The following is a 16,300-nucleotide window of genomic DNA, read 5'->3' as shown; positions in this document are numbered from 1 at the left end:
AAACAACGATCCCGTCTCCGACCTGCGCAAAGGAGGGAGCACACTCCCGAACCGATGGTGTGGCCGACTACACCACGAGGGGGCGGGTAGCTTGGGTCGTCGTTTCGGGGACGAGGGGGACGGAAGCAATGGCGCAGTGGCGGACCCAGGTGGCCGGGTCCCTGGTATGGGAACTGATCAGCCCGGACGCCCGGGAGCGGAGCAAACACCTTCAGGACGAGGCACGGGAACTCGCCGACCGGCTGGCCGATTCCTACGCCGAGAGCCGCCGGTCGGCGCTGCTGGACGACCCCTGGCACGACGAACGGCTCGCCTCCCGGACGGCCGCCCGGACCAACCTCCTGATCCACAAGCTGTGGAGCGACCGCGAGGGCTTCCTCTCGCCCTCCGAAGCGGCGCTGATCGCGCTGCTGCCCTTCCTCCACCAGGCCCACCGGTCGGCCACCGCTGTCGAACTGGCCCATGTGGGCCCCACGGATCTGCGCCGCCGGAGCGCGGCGGACGCCGACCGGCAGGCCTACGAACTGGTCCTCGGGTCGCATGAACGGCTCGTCCGCCGAGCCGAGTTGGGCGACCTGGACGACCGCCCGGACGGCCGCCCGGAGATCGGCTGGTGGCTGTTCCACCAGTGGGCGAGGACACGGCAGGGCAGTCGGCTCGCGCACCCCGCGGACCTCGACACGGTGGCGGTTCTCCTCGAACCGGAGTTGCTGTCACGGCTGTTGTCCTGCGCGTCGGCGCGCCCTTCGGACCTCTTCGACCCGGCCCTCGCGGGACACCTCCCCTCGGACCCGTTCCCCCTGGACTTCCACGGGCGGGACTTCCAGTCGGTACGGGAACGTCTCGTCGGCCCCCTGTTCGCCGTGGCCCACGCGATGGCCGTGGAGGTCACGGACCTGTCCTCGGTGATCGTGCGGCACGTGGGCATCCCGGAGGCGCTGGACACCGAAAGACTCCAGGCCACGGTCAACAGCGCCACATGGCTGTTCGGGACGGACGACCTCGGGCTGAAGGCCACCTGCGACCATCCGGCCGTGGTGGCGGCACTGAGCGAGCACACCCGGCGGCTGGAGTCGCTGCTGCGGACGGTACGGGCATCGGGCACACCCGAACTCGCCGCGCTGCCGCTCCACACCCGCGCCGAGGGCGTGCACGAGGTGGACGGCCGGGGTGCGCGCGTCCCGGTCGACAGGCTGGTGCGCTTCCGGCTGGACGAGGAGCGCGTGCAGGAACTCCTCATGGGCGAGAACCTCTACCGCGACCGTTCCCTCGCCATCCGGGAGCTGTACCAGAACGCCCTGGACGCCTGCCGCTACCGCAGGGCGCGCTCCCTCGCCGCCGACGAGTCCAGCGGGTACCGGGGGAGGATCGAGTTCCGGCAGGGCTACGACGAGACGGAAGGCCGCCACTACCTCGAGTGCCGGGACAACGGCGTCGGCATGGACGAACTCACCCTCTCCGAGGTCTTCGCCCAGGCGGGCGTGCGCTTCACGGACCTTCCCCGGTACCAGGAGGAACGGCAGGAGTGGCAGCGGCGGGGGGTGACCATGCACCCCAACAGCCGGTTCGGGATCGGCGTGCTGAGCTACTTCATGCTGGCGGACGAGGTCCGGGTGACGACGTGTCACATGGACCGCCTGAACGGCCGTTTCCGCGAACTGACGGTCCTCATCACGGGCCCGGGCCACTACTTCCGGGTACGGCCCACCGAGGCATCGGGGACGATCGGCACGACGGTACGGCTGTACCTGCGGGACGGCGACAAGGCCCCTTCCTGTGTACGGGAGTTGCGCAGGCTGCTGGGTGTCGCGGAGTTCACCACGACGGCACTGCACGGTTCACGGTCGGTGGAGTGGAAGCCGGGTGTGCTGCGACCGCGCGAGGACCTGACCAGCAACCGCGACGGCTACGAGGCACACGGGTGTACCGCGTCCTGGTCCGACGGCCCGCAGGGGGTGGACGGCCAGGTGGTGTGGTGCGAGCACGGCGGAGGGGTGCTGGTCGACGGGATCCATACGGAGACGCGCGTACTGAAGGGGATCCTGAGCGACCCGAAGGGCACCGGTCGGCTGCGGGGCGCCGTGGTGAATCTGGCCGGCGCGACCCGGCCACGGCGGCTGTCGGTGGACCGGACGGAGGTCCTCGACGATGTCGGCGCGGACGTGGAGCGGTTGATCAGGGCGGCGCTGCCGACCCTGCTGTCGTCACAACCGGCCCTGCTGACCCACACGTGGCTGTCCGCCGTCGCGGACCGCAGCCCACGGCTGGCGGACATCGTGACGGAGGCGGGCGGGGCCGCGGGCCGTGTGCTGGACCTGCGGGGGATCGCGTCGGAGATGGCCGTCGCGGGTCACTTCCCGCATGACGTCCACATCCTGCACGGGACGGACCTCGGTGGCTATCGCGGCGATGTCCCCGACGAGATGGAGGACCCTGCGGACGATGTCACCCGGCTGTGGCGGCTGCTCGCCCACCGGCCTCACCCCATGCTCACCGCACTGGCCGAGCTGGTACCCGAGCTGAACGAGGTCGAGCGCGTTCTGCCCGCACGTCCCTCGGACGCCCGGATCCGGTCCTCGCGGGCGACGCCGGGGTACGTGCTGTCGCTCGCCGAGGCGTGCGGCGCCTCGTACGGGTCGGTCGTCCGTCGCCTGACCGAGCTGCGGCTGCCGACGCCGCCGGTCCCGGAGTGCGAGCCCGTCGTCGACGACATCAATCTCACGCTGCTGAGCCCCCTCAGGGACGTCGTGCCGCCGGGGCATCTGCTGCGGGCCCACTTCGAGTTCGGCATCGGCGTCAGCGAGGCGGCACGACGCCTGGAAGTCTTCGGTTTCGTCACCCCGGACCTCCATCCGTCCGTGGACGACGCCGACGAACAGGTACTGCGCCTGCTCAGTGACGACCTGAACGGCACGGGCTCATGGCTCACCACCGCCGAAACCGTGGCACCGGGACATCTGGTCAAGGCACATCTCCGACTCGGCATCGCCGTCGACACAGCCGCGCAGTGGCTGCGGAGGTTCGGCCTCACCGTCCTGGACGTGCCGACGACGGACACTCCCCCGGCGGACACCCTGCGCCTCCTCAGCAACGGTCCGGACACCGAGCGGCCCCTGGCCCCTTCCCTGCCTGTTCCGGTCCGGCATGTGTTCGCGGTCGCCGCCGAGTGGGACCGGCCGGTGCCGGAGGTCACGCGGGAACTGCGCGCTCACGGCTTCCGCATCGCGGGCCATCCGGTTCTCGAACAGCTCACGGACGACGTCCTCGCGAAGAGCCGGGAATGGGGCTGGGAGCGGAGCGACTGGGAGGTGCTGTGCCATGAGGAGACCGTCCCACCAGGACTGCTGGTGCTCGCCGCGCGCCGGCGGGGCGAGCCCCTGGCCGATACGGCACACCTCGTCAGCTCGCTCGGGCTCACCCCGCCCGCGCCGCTCCCCGAGCACGCGGAGGACACGGACATGAGCGTGCTGACGGCCCCTGTCAGGGAAGGTGGCCGCCGCCGATGGCTCGGGGCGAACAGCCGGGTCTCACCGCGTCACGTGGCAGAAGTGGCCCTCGAGACCGGGCTGTCGCCCGCTGCGGTGGCGTCCCGTCTGCGCGCGTACGGCCTGCTGCCGCCCGACGCCCCCTTCCCGGAGGAGGCCGCTCCGAGCGACGCGATCCTTCTGAGGCCCAGCCAGATCTGGCCCGGCAACCCGCGGCCCCTCCAGACTGTGATGCAGCTGTCCCGTCAGCTCGACATGCCTCGCAGTGCCGTCCTCCACCGCATGAGGCAGTACGGGGTGCCGGTCAAGGGCGAGGTGTCACCGGAAACGCTGGACTCCGTCGATCCGTACCTCTTGGAACGATCCGCGCACAGGCACGGAGGCCGGCGGGTGCTGGAGGAACCCCTGCCGCTGCACCGCCTCGTGAAGGCCGCGGTCGGACTGGAGATGGAGTGGCCGGAAGCCGTACGGCAGCTCCGGTCCCTGGGCTTCGTGATCCGCGGCGACCACACCACCGCCCTCGACGCCGTCGACCTGGAACTCTGTCTGGGGGATCTGGATCGGGAACAAGGCAGCAGCCGGCGCCGTGCCCCGATCCCGCACTACCTCCGCCTCACGGAGTCGTACCCCGGACCGGTCGCCGACCTCGTCGCCCGTCTCGAACGCCTCGGCGTGGACCTCGACCCGGTCAGGGAAGCCGTACGGGCCGCTCTCCCCAGAGTTCCCGGGCTGGTGATGCGCGCGGCCGCGGACGCTACCTGACCCGGCCCAGCTGTTCGCCGATCTCCACCTCCATCACCTTGCCCGCCTCGAACTCCAGGGTGTCGTCGCCCATGCCCTGGTCGGTGTCCAGGCCGTCGAGTTCCTCGAGGGGCTGGTCGAGGCGGATGTGGGCGAGGACGGAGTGCAGGGCGCGCAGCGTGGCGGAGGCGGTGGAGCCCCAGTTGGAGAAGTAGGAGAACTGCCACCACCACAGGGCCTCCGTGGTGCGGCCGGCCCGGTAGTGGGCCATGCCGTGGCGCAGGTCGGTGATGACGTCGGCGAGGTCGTCGGAGATCCGGGCCGGGACGGGCGCCTTGCGGGGCTCGTAGGGGTCGAAGACCTCGGAGTACACGTCGATCGGGTCGAGCAGCCGGGCGAGGTTCTCGCGGAGTTCGTCCACGTCCGCGTCCGGGCCCGTGTCGGGCTCGTAGCGCTCGTCGGGGACGAGGTCCTCGTGTGCGCCGAGACGACCGCCCGCGAGGAGGAGCTGGGAGACCTCCAGGAGGAGGAAGGGGACGGCTGAGCCCGGCTCGTCGCCCTTGGCCACCTCCGTGACGGCCACCAGGAAGCTCTCCACCTGGTCCGCGATCTGGACCGCGAAGTCGTCCGGGTTCTGGTCGGTCGCGTGCAGCGTGGCGTCAGACATCTAGGAGTCGTCTCCCCTCGAAGGCGCGGCCGAGGGTGACCTCGTCCGCGTATTCCAGGTCGCCACCCACCGGGAGGCCGCTGGCCAGGCGGGTGACCTTCAGGCCCATGGGCTTGATCATGCGGGCGAGGTACGTGGCCGTCGCCTCGCCCTCCAGGTTGGGGTCGGTGGCGAGGATCAGCTCCGTGACCGCGCCGTCCGCGAGGCGGGCCAGCAGCTCCCTGATGCGCAGGTCGTCGGGGCCGACGCCCTCGATCGGGCTGATCGCTCCGCCCAGGACGTGGTACCGGCCGCGGAACTCACGGGTCCGCTCGATCGCCACCACATCCTTGGGTTCCTCCACGACACAGATGACGGATGCATCGCGGCGAGGATCGCGGCAGATGCCGCACAGCTCCTCCTGCGCCACGTTCCCGCAGGTCGCGCAGAAGCGGACCTTGGCCTTGACCTCCATCAGGGCCTGCGCGAGCCGCCGTACGTCCGTCGGTTCCGCCTGGAGGATGTGGAAGGCGATCCGCTGCGCGCTCTTGGGACCGACGCCGGGCAGCCGCCCCAGCTCGTCGATGAGGTCCTGGACCACGCCTTCGTACAACGGACTGCCGTCCTTCCTGGGGTTCCTTGCAGTACGTACGGTAGTTGGCCGGGGCCCGTCTTAGAAAGGCAGGCCGGGAATGCCGCTGCCGCCGCCGAGGCCCTGGGCCAGCGGGCCGAGCTTCTGCTGCTGGAGCGTCTGCGCGTTCTGGTTGGCGGCCTGCACGGCGGCGACGATCAGATCGGCGAGGGTCTCGGTGTCCTCGGGGTCCACGGCCTTGGGGTCGATCCGCAGCGCGCGCAGCTCGCCGGAGCCCGTCACCGTCGCCTTCACCAGACCGCCGCCCGCCTGCCCGTCGACCTCGGTGTTCGCGAGCTCCTCCTGGGCACGGGCCAGGTCCTGCTGCATCTTCTGGGCCTGCTGGAGCAGCTGCTGCATATTGGGCTGGCCACCACCGGGAATCACGATCAGCTCCTGTCTGCGTTTTCCTGTCTGGCACGAGCCTACGTGCTCGATGAGCGCATCGCCCCGCCACTCTTTCGAGTGAGTCTGCCCAGTGGCGTATACCTGATCAAGGCCCACTTCCGGGCGGAAAAGCGATGAAAGCTTCCCCTTCGCCACCCATTGGGCGGTAGGAAGGGTCCCGGCACATCAGCATCAGACGTTACGCGGAGTCACTGAGTCATAAGGGAGTGCCGTGGGTCAGCCGGAGATGCAGCCCGAGGGTCCGCCTCAGGACGGGTGGGGCGAGGGTGCGGCCGGGCTGCGGCCGGGCGATCTGACCGGGCGGGCGTTTCCGCTCGGGGACTGGGGCGAACCGGCGGAGCGGCTGGACGAGCTGTACCGGTGGGTGGAGCGGGGGGCGCTGCAGACGGCGACCTGGTACCTCGCGGACCGGGTGTGGAAGCGGCGGGGGGCGCGGGTGCTGCGCGGCGGGGCGGCGACGGGGGCGGTCGCCGGGGCGGGGCTGCCGCTGCTCGATCTCACCGGGGTGCTCGGCGGGGTGGCGCCGTGGGGCTATCTGGCCCTGCTGCTCGCGGTGTCGTGTGTGGCGGTGGACCGGTTCTTCGGGGTGACGTCCGGGTGGATAAGGGATGTGGCGACGGCGCAGGCCGTGCAGCGGCGGCTTCAGCTGCTCCAGTTCGACTGGGCGAGCGAGAGTGTGCGGGAGGTGCTGGGACCGGCGGAGGGGACGGCGAGTGAGGCCGCGGAGCGGTGTCTGGCGGTGCTGCGGCGGTTCTCCGAGGACGTGATGGAGCTGGTCCGGGCGGAGACGGCGGACTGGATGGTGGAGTTCCGCACCGGGTCGGCGCCGCTGGGGATCCAGTCGGCGGTGGTGTCCGGGGGGCGGCAGGATGCGGGGGCGCCGCGGTTTCCCCTGCCGCCGGGGGCGAACTCCCGGCCGAACATGCCCAGGCAGCGTCCGCCGGAGCCGCGGTGAGCGGCACGACTGCCCACGGCTACCCCTGGTCGGCACAGAGCTTCAGTCCCTCCGGGGACCAGCACGGCAGATGGCCGTGGGTGCGGATGACGTCCTGACCGTTCCCCCTGGTCAGATAGGTGAGGAAGCTGGAGGCCAGGGAGTCGGCCGGGGGGCGGCCGTAGGTGTAGGCGTATTCGATCTCGCGGTACGGGTAGTGGCTGGTGCCGTGTTCGATCGCGTCCACGGAGGGCGGCTCGCCGTCGAGGTCGAGGGGGTGCAGCCCCTTCGCGCGGTCGGCGAGGTTGAGCTCGCTGTAGCCGACGGCGCCCGGCGTGGCGGCCACTGTGCTCAGCACCTGCTCGGTGGAGTCGAGTTCGCAGCGCACGACGGGGGACGACGGATAGTCCTTGTGCGCGCAGTCGGCGGAGGAGTTCTCGATCTCGCCCCGGCCCAGCACCCGCCGCTGGAACACCTGCCGGGTCCCGGAGTTGGCGTCCCGGCTGACGAGGACGACCGGGAGGTCGGGGCCGCCGAGCTGCGTCCAGTTGGCGATCTCGCCCCGGTAGAGGCGGCGTACGACGGTCGTGGAGAGGTTCTTCAGAGGGATGTCGTCGTTGACGACGAGGGCGAAGACCGACACGGCGACCCGGTTCTCGCGCAGCTCCTCCAGGCCGGCCGGTTTGGGGCCGTCGGAGAGGGCGATGAGCGGCGGGGAGCCCTTCTTCGCTCCGGCGCCGTCGTCCGTCAGCTCGCGGATGCCCGCCGTGGAGCCGTGCGCGTCGACGGTGACGCTGGCGCCCTCGCAGTCCTCCGCGTAAGCGCGGGCCACCTCCCGGACCACGGGGGCGAACGCGGTCGAGCCGGTCACGGTGAGCGTGCCGCGCTCGCAGCCGATCGGGGGCGGGGTGTCGTCGCGGACGACGACGATCGTCGCCAGGGTCACCACGGACAGCGTGAGCATGAGGGAGATCAGCCGGGCGGCGCGGCTGAACAGCGGCGGGGTGTCGTCGGGGGTGGCGCTGCGGTTGGGGTGCACCTCGCCGTCGCGCAGCCCGCCGTAGAGCCGGATGCCATGGCCGACGTCGCCGCCGGAGAGCAGCACGAGCAGCTTGAAGTGGTCGCCGCGGTTGAGCGGGACGCGCGGGATGCGCAGGGTGTTGCCGTCGTAGCCGAAGCCCCGGTCCGCGGTGAAGTGGTCCATGAGGTGGTCGGTGTCGGTCGGCTGGGTGACCGACACCCCGCGGATGGCGCGGCCGGTGAAGACGGCGGTGAGGCCGTGGCGTTCGGGCCCGGTGTAGTCGTCACGGGCGATGCCCTGGGAGCCGTCGTTCTCGATGCGGAGCAGGACGAGGGTGGCGTCGGCCATGTTCGGGGTCTCGTCGAACAGGCCGAGGCGGCGGTTGGCGCGGCCGGATCTGGCGTCGTCGCCGATCGGGTTGTCCATCTGCACCCGGTAGCCGATCCGTTTGCGGCGCGGCACCCGGCGCTCGTACCAGACCATGACACCGGACGCGGCGATGCCGAGCACCGCCGTCCCGATGGCGACGACGTTCTCCGCGTTCAGCCAGTCCACTGTGGGTGCCCCCGCAACTCCCGACAGTCGCTCGTGAGTTCACCGTACGACTGCCCGAGGGCGGATTCCGCTCAGGTCGGCGGACGTTCGCCGGACGTTCACCGACGGCTGTACGTCAGCTTCTCCCCGGTGTCGGCGTTGACGCGTTGCAGCCTGCCGTCGGCGAGCAGGGTGACCTCGGTGGCGGCGCCCGCGGTGCAGGAGGAACGGGGCCGCCCCGAGGTGACGGTGGACGGGCCGATCTCCAACGGGCCTTTCCCCGCCGGGCGTTCGGTCAGCTCGGCGGTGAACTCGCAGTGGTACGCGTCCCCGTCGGCGACGAGCGAGAGCACGGCGTCCCCGACCTTGCCCTGCTTGATGGTGAGCTGACGGGTGTTCTTGCCGGTCTCGTTGTCGATCGTGGTGGTCCAGGTGCCGAGGTAGCCGGCCGGGACCGCTCCGCCGCCCGTCTCGGAGGCGGACGGCGAGGGGGAGGACAAGGACGCGCTCTTCGAGGGGGTGGGGTCGGACGGCCCGGTGCCCGCCGTACGGCTCGGCGCCGGGCCCGCCTTCCCGTCCGAGGAGTCGTCACCGCTGAGGAACGCGTACACCGACCCGCCGGCCGCGAGCGCGACGACCAGCGCGATCGCCATCAGCAGCACGGTCGTCCGGCCACTGCGCCGCGACGGCTCCGGCTCCTCGTCGTAGGAGGCGTCGTAGGAGGCGTCGTAGGAGGGGCCGTAGGAGGGGTCGTGGGAGGGAGCGTGGGAAGGGCCGTGGGAGGGGCCGTAGGAGGGGTCATGGGAAGGCGGGGTCGGGCCGCCGTACGGCGAGGTGCCGTATCCGGTGTTCCCGTACCCGGTGTTCCCGTAGCCCGAGGCCTCCCCCGAGTACGGGTTGTGCGGCGCACCGGCGGGGCCGTAACCGGCCTGCGGGTGCTGCTGGGTGTGGCCGTACGCCGGGTGCGGTACGGCGGCCGGGGCGGGGGACGCCGGGGTGCCGGGGCCCGCGGCCCTCGTGCGCGGTCCGGGGCCCGGCGTCGCGGGCCCGTCGGCGTAGCCCTGCCGGCCGCTGTGCTCCGGGGTGCCCTCCGGGTCCTCCGTCTCCAGCAGCCGTACGGCGTGCTGCCCGAGCTGGGCGACCAGCGCGCCCGGCAGCCAGGGGTCGCGGGAGTGGCCGTCGACGAGGGTGTCCCCGGTGCCGGTGCGCTCCAGGATCCAGGGCAGGGAGGGGCGGGCGGCGGGGTCCTTGCGCAGACAGGCGCGGACCAGCTCGGCGATGCCCTCGGGGACGCCGGAGAGGTCGGGTTCCTCCTCGGCGATGCGGAACATCAGGGCGTGCGCCCCGCCCTCGGTGCCGCCGAAGGGGAGGACGCCGGTGGCCGCGTAGGCGAGGACGGAGCCGAGGCAGAAGACGTCGCTGGCGGGGGTGATCGGTTCGCCGCGCACCTGCTCGGGGGCCATGAAGCCGGGTGAGCCGACGACCGCGCCGGTGCGGGTGAGGCCGCTGTCGCTCACCGACTCCAGGGCCCGCGCGACACCGAAGTCGATCACGCGGGGGCCCTCGATGGTGACCATGACGTTGGACGGCTTGAGGTCGCGGTGGACGATCCCGGCGGCGTGGATGTTGGTGAGGGCGTGGGCGAGGCCGGCGGCGAGGATGCGCACCGAGCGCTCGGGGAGCGGGCCGTGGTCGTGGCCGACGACCTGCTGGAGGGTGGGGCCCGCGACATAGCCGGTGGCGACCCAGGGCACGGCGGCCTCGGTGTCGGCGTCGAGGACGGGCGCGGTCCAGAAGCCGCCGACCCGCTGTGCGTTGCGCACCTCCTGCCGGAACCGGGCCCGGAACTCCTCGCGCGCGGCCAGCTCCGGCTTGACCAGCTTCACCGCGACGGTCCGCCCGCGGTCGGAACGGGCCAGGTAGACCTGTCCCATGCCCCCTGCACCCAGCCGCGCGAGCAGCCGGTAGCCGCCGATGCGCTGCGGGTCCTCGGGGCCCAGCTTCTCCATCGCAGCGCCGCCTTTCCTCCCCATGTGTGGTCGAGCCGAGAATAAACCGGCCGTTCGGGGAGTCGTGTGGCGCGATGTCTACGGTTCCGTAACGGGGGGCTCCAGGCCGTCCAGTACCTCGCTCAGCCGTTCCAGCACCGCGACCGCCTCGGCGAGCTCCGCCTCCCCGCAGGCGGCGGCCAGCCGGTCGGCGAAGGCCGCGTGCCCGGGGTCGACGCGGGCGATCGCGGCGCGCCCCTGCGGGGTGGGGGCGAGCAGCTTGGCGCGGCGGTGCGCGGGATTGGGCCGGTATTCGGCCAGCCCCTTGCCGACCAGCAGATCGGCGATGCGCTGCACGCTCTGCCGCGTGATGCCCATGACCCGCGCGATGCCCGACACCGGCAGCGGTTCCCGCAGCACCGCCCCCAGCACCTGCCACCAGGCGGCGCTGATCCCGGCGGGCCGGGCGAGTTCCTCGGCGACCGCGAGGAACTGGCCGTTCAGCCGGAACACCCCGAGGGCGGCGCGGCTGAGCAGCTCCTGGTGCGGTCGGCTCACCGGCCGGCCGTCGCCTTCTCCAGCACGGCGTAGGCCGAGGCGTCGGAGTCGTGGAACAGCCGGTACCAGGCGTCCAGCACCTCCCCCTCGTAGACCCCGAGGAGCCCGAGGATCTCCCGGGCGAAGGCGACGGGCTCGGTCGGTCCGGCGGTGATCAGGCCGTCGTCGGTCACGGCGTCCGTGTCGACGTACCGCTCCCCGCCGCCGTATCCCGTCGCGGCCAGATAGAAGGAGACCGCGCTGGTGTGGGCCCGGTCGTCGAGCAGGCCCTCGCGGGCGAGCCCGGCGGTGGCGCCGCAGATCGCGGCGACGGGGGTGCCGGCGGCGAGGAACTCCCGGGCCTTGCGGGCGAAGGGCGCGAGGGCGTCTGACGTGTCCCAGAGGTCGGCGCCCGGCAGGATCAGCAGGCTGCTGTCCTCGGGCCGTACGGCGTCCAGGGCGAGGTCGGGCAGGACGCGCAGTCCCCCGATGCTGGCCACCGGCCCGGCGCCGGACGCGCCGACCGTGCGGACCGGATACCCGCCCCGGGCGAGGTGGGCCGTGGCGAACCCGGTCTCCCAGTCGGCGAGCGTGTCGTACACGGCGAGATGCACGGGCTTGAGATTCATGACAACAGACTGTCATTTCGACAGCAAGCTGTCAAACAAGGGCCGCCCCGGCCCCTCACCCCTCCCCGACTCCCGACAACCTGTCGTGGAATCCCCCCGCCCACGGAACAGAACGCCGGTACCGCCGCCCCGCACCCCGCTCCTACGCTCACCGGCCATGACCCCTCAGACCGACCCCCGGGCGGGCGCCGCCGTGAAGGCCGTGGACCGTGCGCATGTCTTCCACTCCTGGTCAGCGCAGGAGCTCATCGACCCGCTCGCCGTGGCCGGCGCGGAGGGGTCGTACTTCTGGGACCACGACGGCAAGCGGTACCTCGACCTCACCAGCGGGCTCGTCTACGCCAACATCGGCTACCAGCACCCGAAGGTCGTCGCCGCGATCCAGGAGCAGGCCGCGCGGATGACCACCTTCGCGCCCGCCTTCGCCGTCGAGGCCCGTTCCGAGGCCGCCCGGCTGATCGCCGAGCGCACCCCGGGCGACCTGGACAAGATCTTCTTCACCAACGGCGGCGCGGACGCCGTCGAGCACGCCCTGCGCATGGCCCGGCTGCACACGGGCCGCCCGAAGGTGCTCTCCGCCTACCGCTCCTACCACGGCGGCACCCAGCAGGCGATCAACGTCACCGGCGACCCGCGCCGCTGGGCCTCCGACAGCGCCTCCGCCGGAGTGGTGCACTTCTGGGCGCCCTTCCTCTACCGCTCCCGCTTCTACGCCGAGACCGAGGAACAGGAGTGCGCGCGGGCGCTGGAGCACCTGGAGACGACGATCGCCTTCGAGGGTCCCGCGACCATCGCCGCGATCATCCTGGAGACCGTCCCCGGCACCGCCGGGATCATGGTGCCGCCGCCCGGCTATCTCGCCGGGGTCCGGGAGATCTGCGACAAGTACGGGATCGTCCTCGTCCTGGACGAGGTCATGGCCGGGTTCGGGCGCACCGGTGAGTGGTTCGCCGCCGACCTGTTCGGGGTCGTCCCCGACCTGATGACCTTCGCCAAGGGCGTGAACAGCGGCTATGTGCCGCTCGGCGGGGTCGCGATCTCCGGCGCGATCGCGGAGACGTTCGCCCGGCGGGCGTACCCGGGCGGGCTGACGTACTCCGGGCATCCGCTGGCCTGTGCCGCCGCCGTCGCCACGATCGACGTCATGGCGGAGGAGGGGATCGTCGAGAACGCGCGGAACCTGGGCGCGTCCGTCGTCGAGCCGGGGCTGCGGGCGCTGGCCGAGCGGCACCCCAGTGTCGGCGAGGTGCGGGGCGTGGGCATGTTCTGGGCCCTTGAGCTGGTGAAGGACCGCGAGACCCGGGAACCGCTCGTCCCCTACAACGCGGCCGGTGAGGCGAACGCGGCGATGGCGGCCTTCGGCGCGGCGGCGAAGAAGGCCGGGGTGTGGCCTTTCGTGAACATGAACCGGACGCATTTCGTGCCCCCGCTGAACGCCTCGGAATCCGAGGTGAAGGAGGGCCTCGCGGCCCTTGACCAGGCCCTTTCGGTCGCCGACGAGTACACCGGGTAGGCACAGAGCGGGGACAGCGGACGCACGCTACGCGTGTAGGGGCTTGAAATCTTCGAACGCGTAAGGTGGCGTGCTCGTACATATCGACGAGCACGCCCCTTTCCGTCCGTACGCCCCGAGGGAGACGCCCCGAAGATGCCCGGCAGCAGCGGCAACGGCGCCGTGACGCGCAGCACCCTGCGGCAGCAGATCGCCGACGCGCTCCGCGACGAGGTGCTGGCGGGGCGGCTGCAACCCGGGCAGGAGTTCACGGTCAAGGAGATCGCCGAGCAGTACGGCGTCTCGGCGACCCCGGTCCGCGAGGCGCTGGTGGATCTCTCCGCGCAGGAGCTGCTGGAAGCCGACCAGCACCGGGGGTTCCGGGTCCACGAGTACTCGGTGGAGGACTACCGGGGGATGATCGAGGCGCGTTCGCTGATCATCGAGGGCATGTTCCTGCAGCTGGAGGAGGGCCGGGAGTCCGTCCGTGAGTCGGGCTCCCCGGAGCGGGTCGCCGCCGCCATCAACGGGGTGCGCCGGCGCGGCGAGGAGGCCCAGCGGGCCGCCGCCGCCGGTGACCTCACCGTCCTCATCGGCTACGACCTGCGCTTCTGGCGAGAACTGAGCGACTTCTTCGGCAACCCCTATCTCGCCGACTTCCTGCACCGGCTGCGGGTGCAGACCTGGGTGTGCGCGGTCCAGCACCTGCGGCGGCTGACCGATCTGCGCGGGCATCTGTGGTCCGGCCATACGGATCTCGTCGACGCCCTGTACCGGCGCGACACCGCCACGGCCCGCAGGATGCTCGCCGAGTACAACGCCGACTCCGTCGCGCTGGTCGAGCGGCTGGCCGAGGAATGACGGCGACGGCCACCGACCGGGAGACCGTCGAGCTGTCCGTGGTCGTCCCGGCCCGGGACGAGGAGCGGCGGCTGGGGCCCACCCTCGACGCCCTGGTGGACCATCTCGAACAGACCGGCGCCGGCTGGGAGATCGTCGTCGTCGACGACGGGTCCACGGACGCCACCGGTGACCTGGTCGCGGCCCGCCGGGATCCACGGATCCGCGCCGTCACCGGTGCGGGCCGGGGCAAGGGGCACGCGCTGCGGCTCGGGGTGGCCGCCAGCCGGGGCCGCCGGGTCCTCGTCACCGACGCCGATCTCGCCACCCCCGTGGCCGAGTTGGCGCGGCTGGAGCACGCGCTCGCCGAGGGCCATGCGGCGGCCGTGGGCTCCCGCGCCGTGCCGGGCGCCACCCTGGGCGACCGCCAGCACCGGGCCCGCGAACTCCTCGGCAAGGCCGGCAACCTGCTCATACGGGCCACCGCCGTGCGCGGGATCCGCGACACCCAGTGCGGGTTCAAGCTGTTCGACGGCGACAAGGCGCGCACCGCGTTCGCCGCCTCACGGGTCGACGGCTGGGCCATCGACGTGGAGGTGCTGCGGCACTTCCAGCGGGCGAACTGGCCGGTCGCCGAGGTGCCGGTGCGCTGGTCGCACCGGCCCGGCTCGAAGGTCCGCCCGCCGGACTACCTCCGCTTCCTGCGCGACCTGGCCCGCCTGCGCCGGGCCGACCTCCTGGCCGTCCTGCTCTTCCTGTTCTTCTCCCTCGCGCTCTACTCGGGCCGCGTCCTCGACCCGGCGCACCGCTATCTCACGGACTCGCTCCAGGACCAGAACCAGTGGGAGTGGTTCTTCGCGGTGACGGCGGACAACGTCAGCCATCTGCGCAACCCGCTCTTCAGCGACCTCCAGGGCTTCCCCGACGGGGTGAACCTGATGGCCAACACGGCCATGCCGGGTCTCTCCGTGCCGCTGACCCCGGTGACGCTGCTGTGCGGCCCGGCGGTCACGCTCAGCCTGGTGATGACGCTGGGCCTGGCCGCGACCGCCGCCGCCTGGTACCGGCTGATCACCAAACGCCTCACCCCGCACCGGGGCGCCGCCTTCGCCGGGGCCGTCCTGGCCGCTTTCGCGCCCCCGTTCGTCAGCCACGCCAACGCGCACCCCAACTTCGTCGTCCTCTTCATGATCCCGCTGATCGTCGACCGCGCCCTGCGGCTGTGCACGGGCACCCGGGTCGGCCGGGACGGCGTGATCCTCGGTCTGATGGCGGCGTACCAGTGCTTCCTGGGCGAGGAGCCGCTGCTGCTCGCGGCGATCGGCATGCTCCTGTTCGCGCTGGCCCACACAGCCGTACGCCCGAAAGAGGCTGCGGCGGCCGTACACCCCCTGCTGCGCGGCCTGGCGATCGGGGCGGCCGTCTGCCTCCCCCTCCTCGTCTACCCGCTGGCCTGGCAGTTCTCCGGCCCGCAGTCCTACGACGGCATCGACCACGGCACGGCCCCCGGCACCGCCAACTCCCTGCGCGCACTGCTGACCTTCGCCGAACGCTCCCTGCTCGCGGGCGACGCCGAGACCACGAAGGCGCTCTCCCTCAACGCCACCGAGCAGAACGCCTTCTACGGCTGGCCGCTCGCCCTGCTGGCCCTGGCGATCACCGTGCTGCTGTGGCGGCGGCGCCCGGTCGTCCGGGCCCTGGCGGCGACGGTCCTCGGGGCGGCCCTGCTCTCCATGGGCCCCCGCATCGGCGGCGTCCCCGGCCCCTGGGCCCTCCTCGACGGGCTCCCCCTCTTCGAGTCGGTGATCGAGAGCCGGGTGGCGATGATCTGCGGCCCGGTGCTGGGGATGCTGGTGGCGCTCGCGGTCGCGGAGCTGACGGGAACACGACCACTGCTCCGGTACGGCGGACTGGCCGCCGTGGCCCTGGCCCTGCTCCCCCTGATCCCCGCCCCGCTGCGGTCCGAGCCGCGCGCCGAGGTGCCCGCCTTCTTCACGGACGGGACCTGGCGGTCGTACGTCCGCGACGGCGAGACCCTGGTGCCGGTGCCGCTCGCCGAGCCCGGCGCCGCCGAGGCCCTGCACTGGCAGACCGCCACCGGCCTCGGCTTCCGGATGCCGGGCGGCTACTTCAACGGGCCGTACGGCGACGGCGACCGCACCGGCGTGTACGGCGTCCCGCTCCGCTTCACGGCGAGCCTGCTCCGGGAAGCCCGGTTCACGGGGGTCGCCCCCGTGATCGACACGGCGGCCCGGGAGGCGGCGGCACAGGATCTGGCGTACTGGCGGGCGGGCACACTCGTGCTGGCCCCGCAGCACCACGCGGACGTCCTGCGTGAGACCGTGGACAAGTTGTTGGGCCGACCCGGTAGGCGGGTGGACGGAGTGTGGGTATGGGACCTGCACGACTGACGA

The 16,300-nt window shown here is 72.1% G+C and carries 12 protein-coding genes; 5 read left to right on the top strand and 7 right to left on the bottom strand.

Annotated elements, in window-relative coordinates:
* Nucleotides 1-128: 128 nt before the first annotated feature.
* A complete protein-coding gene (locus tag AQJ64_RS29490; RefSeq protein WP_055633070.1) occupies nucleotides 129-4,247 on the top strand; it encodes a wHTH domain-containing protein in 4,119 nt (1,372 codons plus the stop codon).
* On the opposite strand, the gene AQJ64_RS29485 is transcribed toward AQJ64_RS29490, so the two are convergent.
* Genes AQJ64_RS29485 through AQJ64_RS29475 form a run of 3 tightly spaced genes read right to left on the bottom strand, consistent with a single transcriptional unit; the run spans nucleotide 4,240 to nucleotide 5,890 of the window.
* Complete coding sequence (locus tag AQJ64_RS29485; RefSeq protein ID WP_055633069.1) at nucleotides 4,240-4,893, bottom strand: DUF5063 domain-containing protein; 654 nt, start codon at nucleotides 4,891-4,893, stop codon at nucleotides 4,240-4,242. The genes AQJ64_RS29490 and AQJ64_RS29485 overlap by 8 nt on opposite strands.
* Entirely contained in the window at nucleotides 4,886-5,485 is a 600-nt protein-coding gene (gene recR / locus AQJ64_RS29480) for a recombination mediator RecR (protein ID WP_055633068.1), read from the bottom strand. Before recR ends, AQJ64_RS29485 begins: the two co-directional genes overlap by 8 nt.
* Nucleotides 5,486-5,545: 60 nt before the next feature.
* Nucleotides 5,546-5,890: a YbaB/EbfC family nucleoid-associated protein gene (locus AQJ64_RS29475; RefSeq protein ID WP_055633067.1), complete on the bottom strand. Its 345-nt coding sequence runs from the start codon at nucleotides 5,888-5,890 to the stop codon at nucleotides 5,546-5,548.
* Nucleotides 5,891-6,122: 232 nt separating this feature from the next.
* On the opposite strand from AQJ64_RS29475, the gene AQJ64_RS29470 reads away from it, so the two are divergent.
* Entirely contained in the window at nucleotides 6,123-6,866 is a 744-nt protein-coding gene (locus AQJ64_RS29470) for an SLATT domain-containing protein (RefSeq protein WP_055633066.1), read from the top strand.
* Nucleotides 6,867-6,885: 19 nt separating this feature from the next.
* Here the strand turns inward: AQJ64_RS29470 and AQJ64_RS29465 are convergent, their stop codons facing one another.
* The 4 genes from AQJ64_RS29465 to AQJ64_RS29450 form a co-directional block, all read right to left on the bottom strand.
* Nucleotides 6,886-8,421, bottom strand: coding sequence for a substrate-binding domain-containing protein (locus AQJ64_RS29465; protein WP_055633065.1), 1,536 nt, complete (start codon nucleotides 8,419-8,421; stop codon nucleotides 6,886-6,888).
* 98 nt (nucleotides 8,422-8,519) lie between these two features.
* On the bottom strand, nucleotides 8,520-10,409 hold the full coding sequence (locus AQJ64_RS29460; RefSeq protein WP_059203148.1) for a serine/threonine-protein kinase: 1,890 nt from the start codon (nucleotides 10,407-10,409) through the stop codon (nucleotides 8,520-8,522).
* A gap of 78 nt (nucleotides 10,410-10,487) precedes the next feature.
* The gene (locus AQJ64_RS29455) at nucleotides 10,488-10,946 is read right to left on the bottom strand and encodes a MarR family winged helix-turn-helix transcriptional regulator (RefSeq protein WP_055638487.1); all 459 of its coding nucleotides are present in this window, start codon (nucleotides 10,944-10,946) and stop codon (nucleotides 10,488-10,490) included.
* Complete coding sequence (locus tag AQJ64_RS29450; protein ID WP_059203147.1) at nucleotides 10,943-11,554, bottom strand: DJ-1/PfpI family protein; 612 nt, start codon at nucleotides 11,552-11,554, stop codon at nucleotides 10,943-10,945. The genes AQJ64_RS29455 and AQJ64_RS29450 overlap by 4 nt, the downstream gene beginning before the upstream one ends.
* A 157-nt stretch (nucleotides 11,555-11,711) precedes the next feature.
* Here AQJ64_RS29450 and AQJ64_RS29445 point away from each other — a divergent pair, with 157 nt between their 5' ends.
* From AQJ64_RS29445 to AQJ64_RS29435, 3 genes are all read left to right on the top strand, one after another.
* A complete protein-coding gene (locus AQJ64_RS29445) occupies nucleotides 11,712-13,067 on the top strand; it encodes an aspartate aminotransferase family protein (protein ID WP_055639008.1) in 1,356 nt (451 codons plus the stop codon).
* A gap of 135 nt (nucleotides 13,068-13,202) precedes the next feature.
* A complete protein-coding gene (locus AQJ64_RS29440) occupies nucleotides 13,203-13,907 on the top strand; it encodes a GntR family transcriptional regulator (RefSeq protein WP_055639009.1) in 705 nt (234 codons plus the stop codon).
* Entirely contained in the window at nucleotides 13,904-16,297 is a 2,394-nt protein-coding gene (locus tag AQJ64_RS29435) for a dolichyl-phosphate beta-glucosyltransferase (RefSeq protein ID WP_055639010.1), read from the top strand. The genes AQJ64_RS29440 and AQJ64_RS29435 overlap by 4 nt, the downstream gene beginning before the upstream one ends.
* Nucleotides 16,298-16,300 lie beyond the last annotated feature (3 nt).

The sequence above is a fragment of the Streptomyces griseoruber genome, assembly GCF_001514205.1.
GTDB classification, from domain to species: Bacteria; Actinomycetota; Actinomycetes; order Streptomycetales; family Streptomycetaceae; genus Streptomyces; species Streptomyces griseoruber.
The sequence above is the reverse complement of the archived record's forward strand: the minus strand, read 5'-3'. Positions and strand labels throughout refer to the sequence as shown.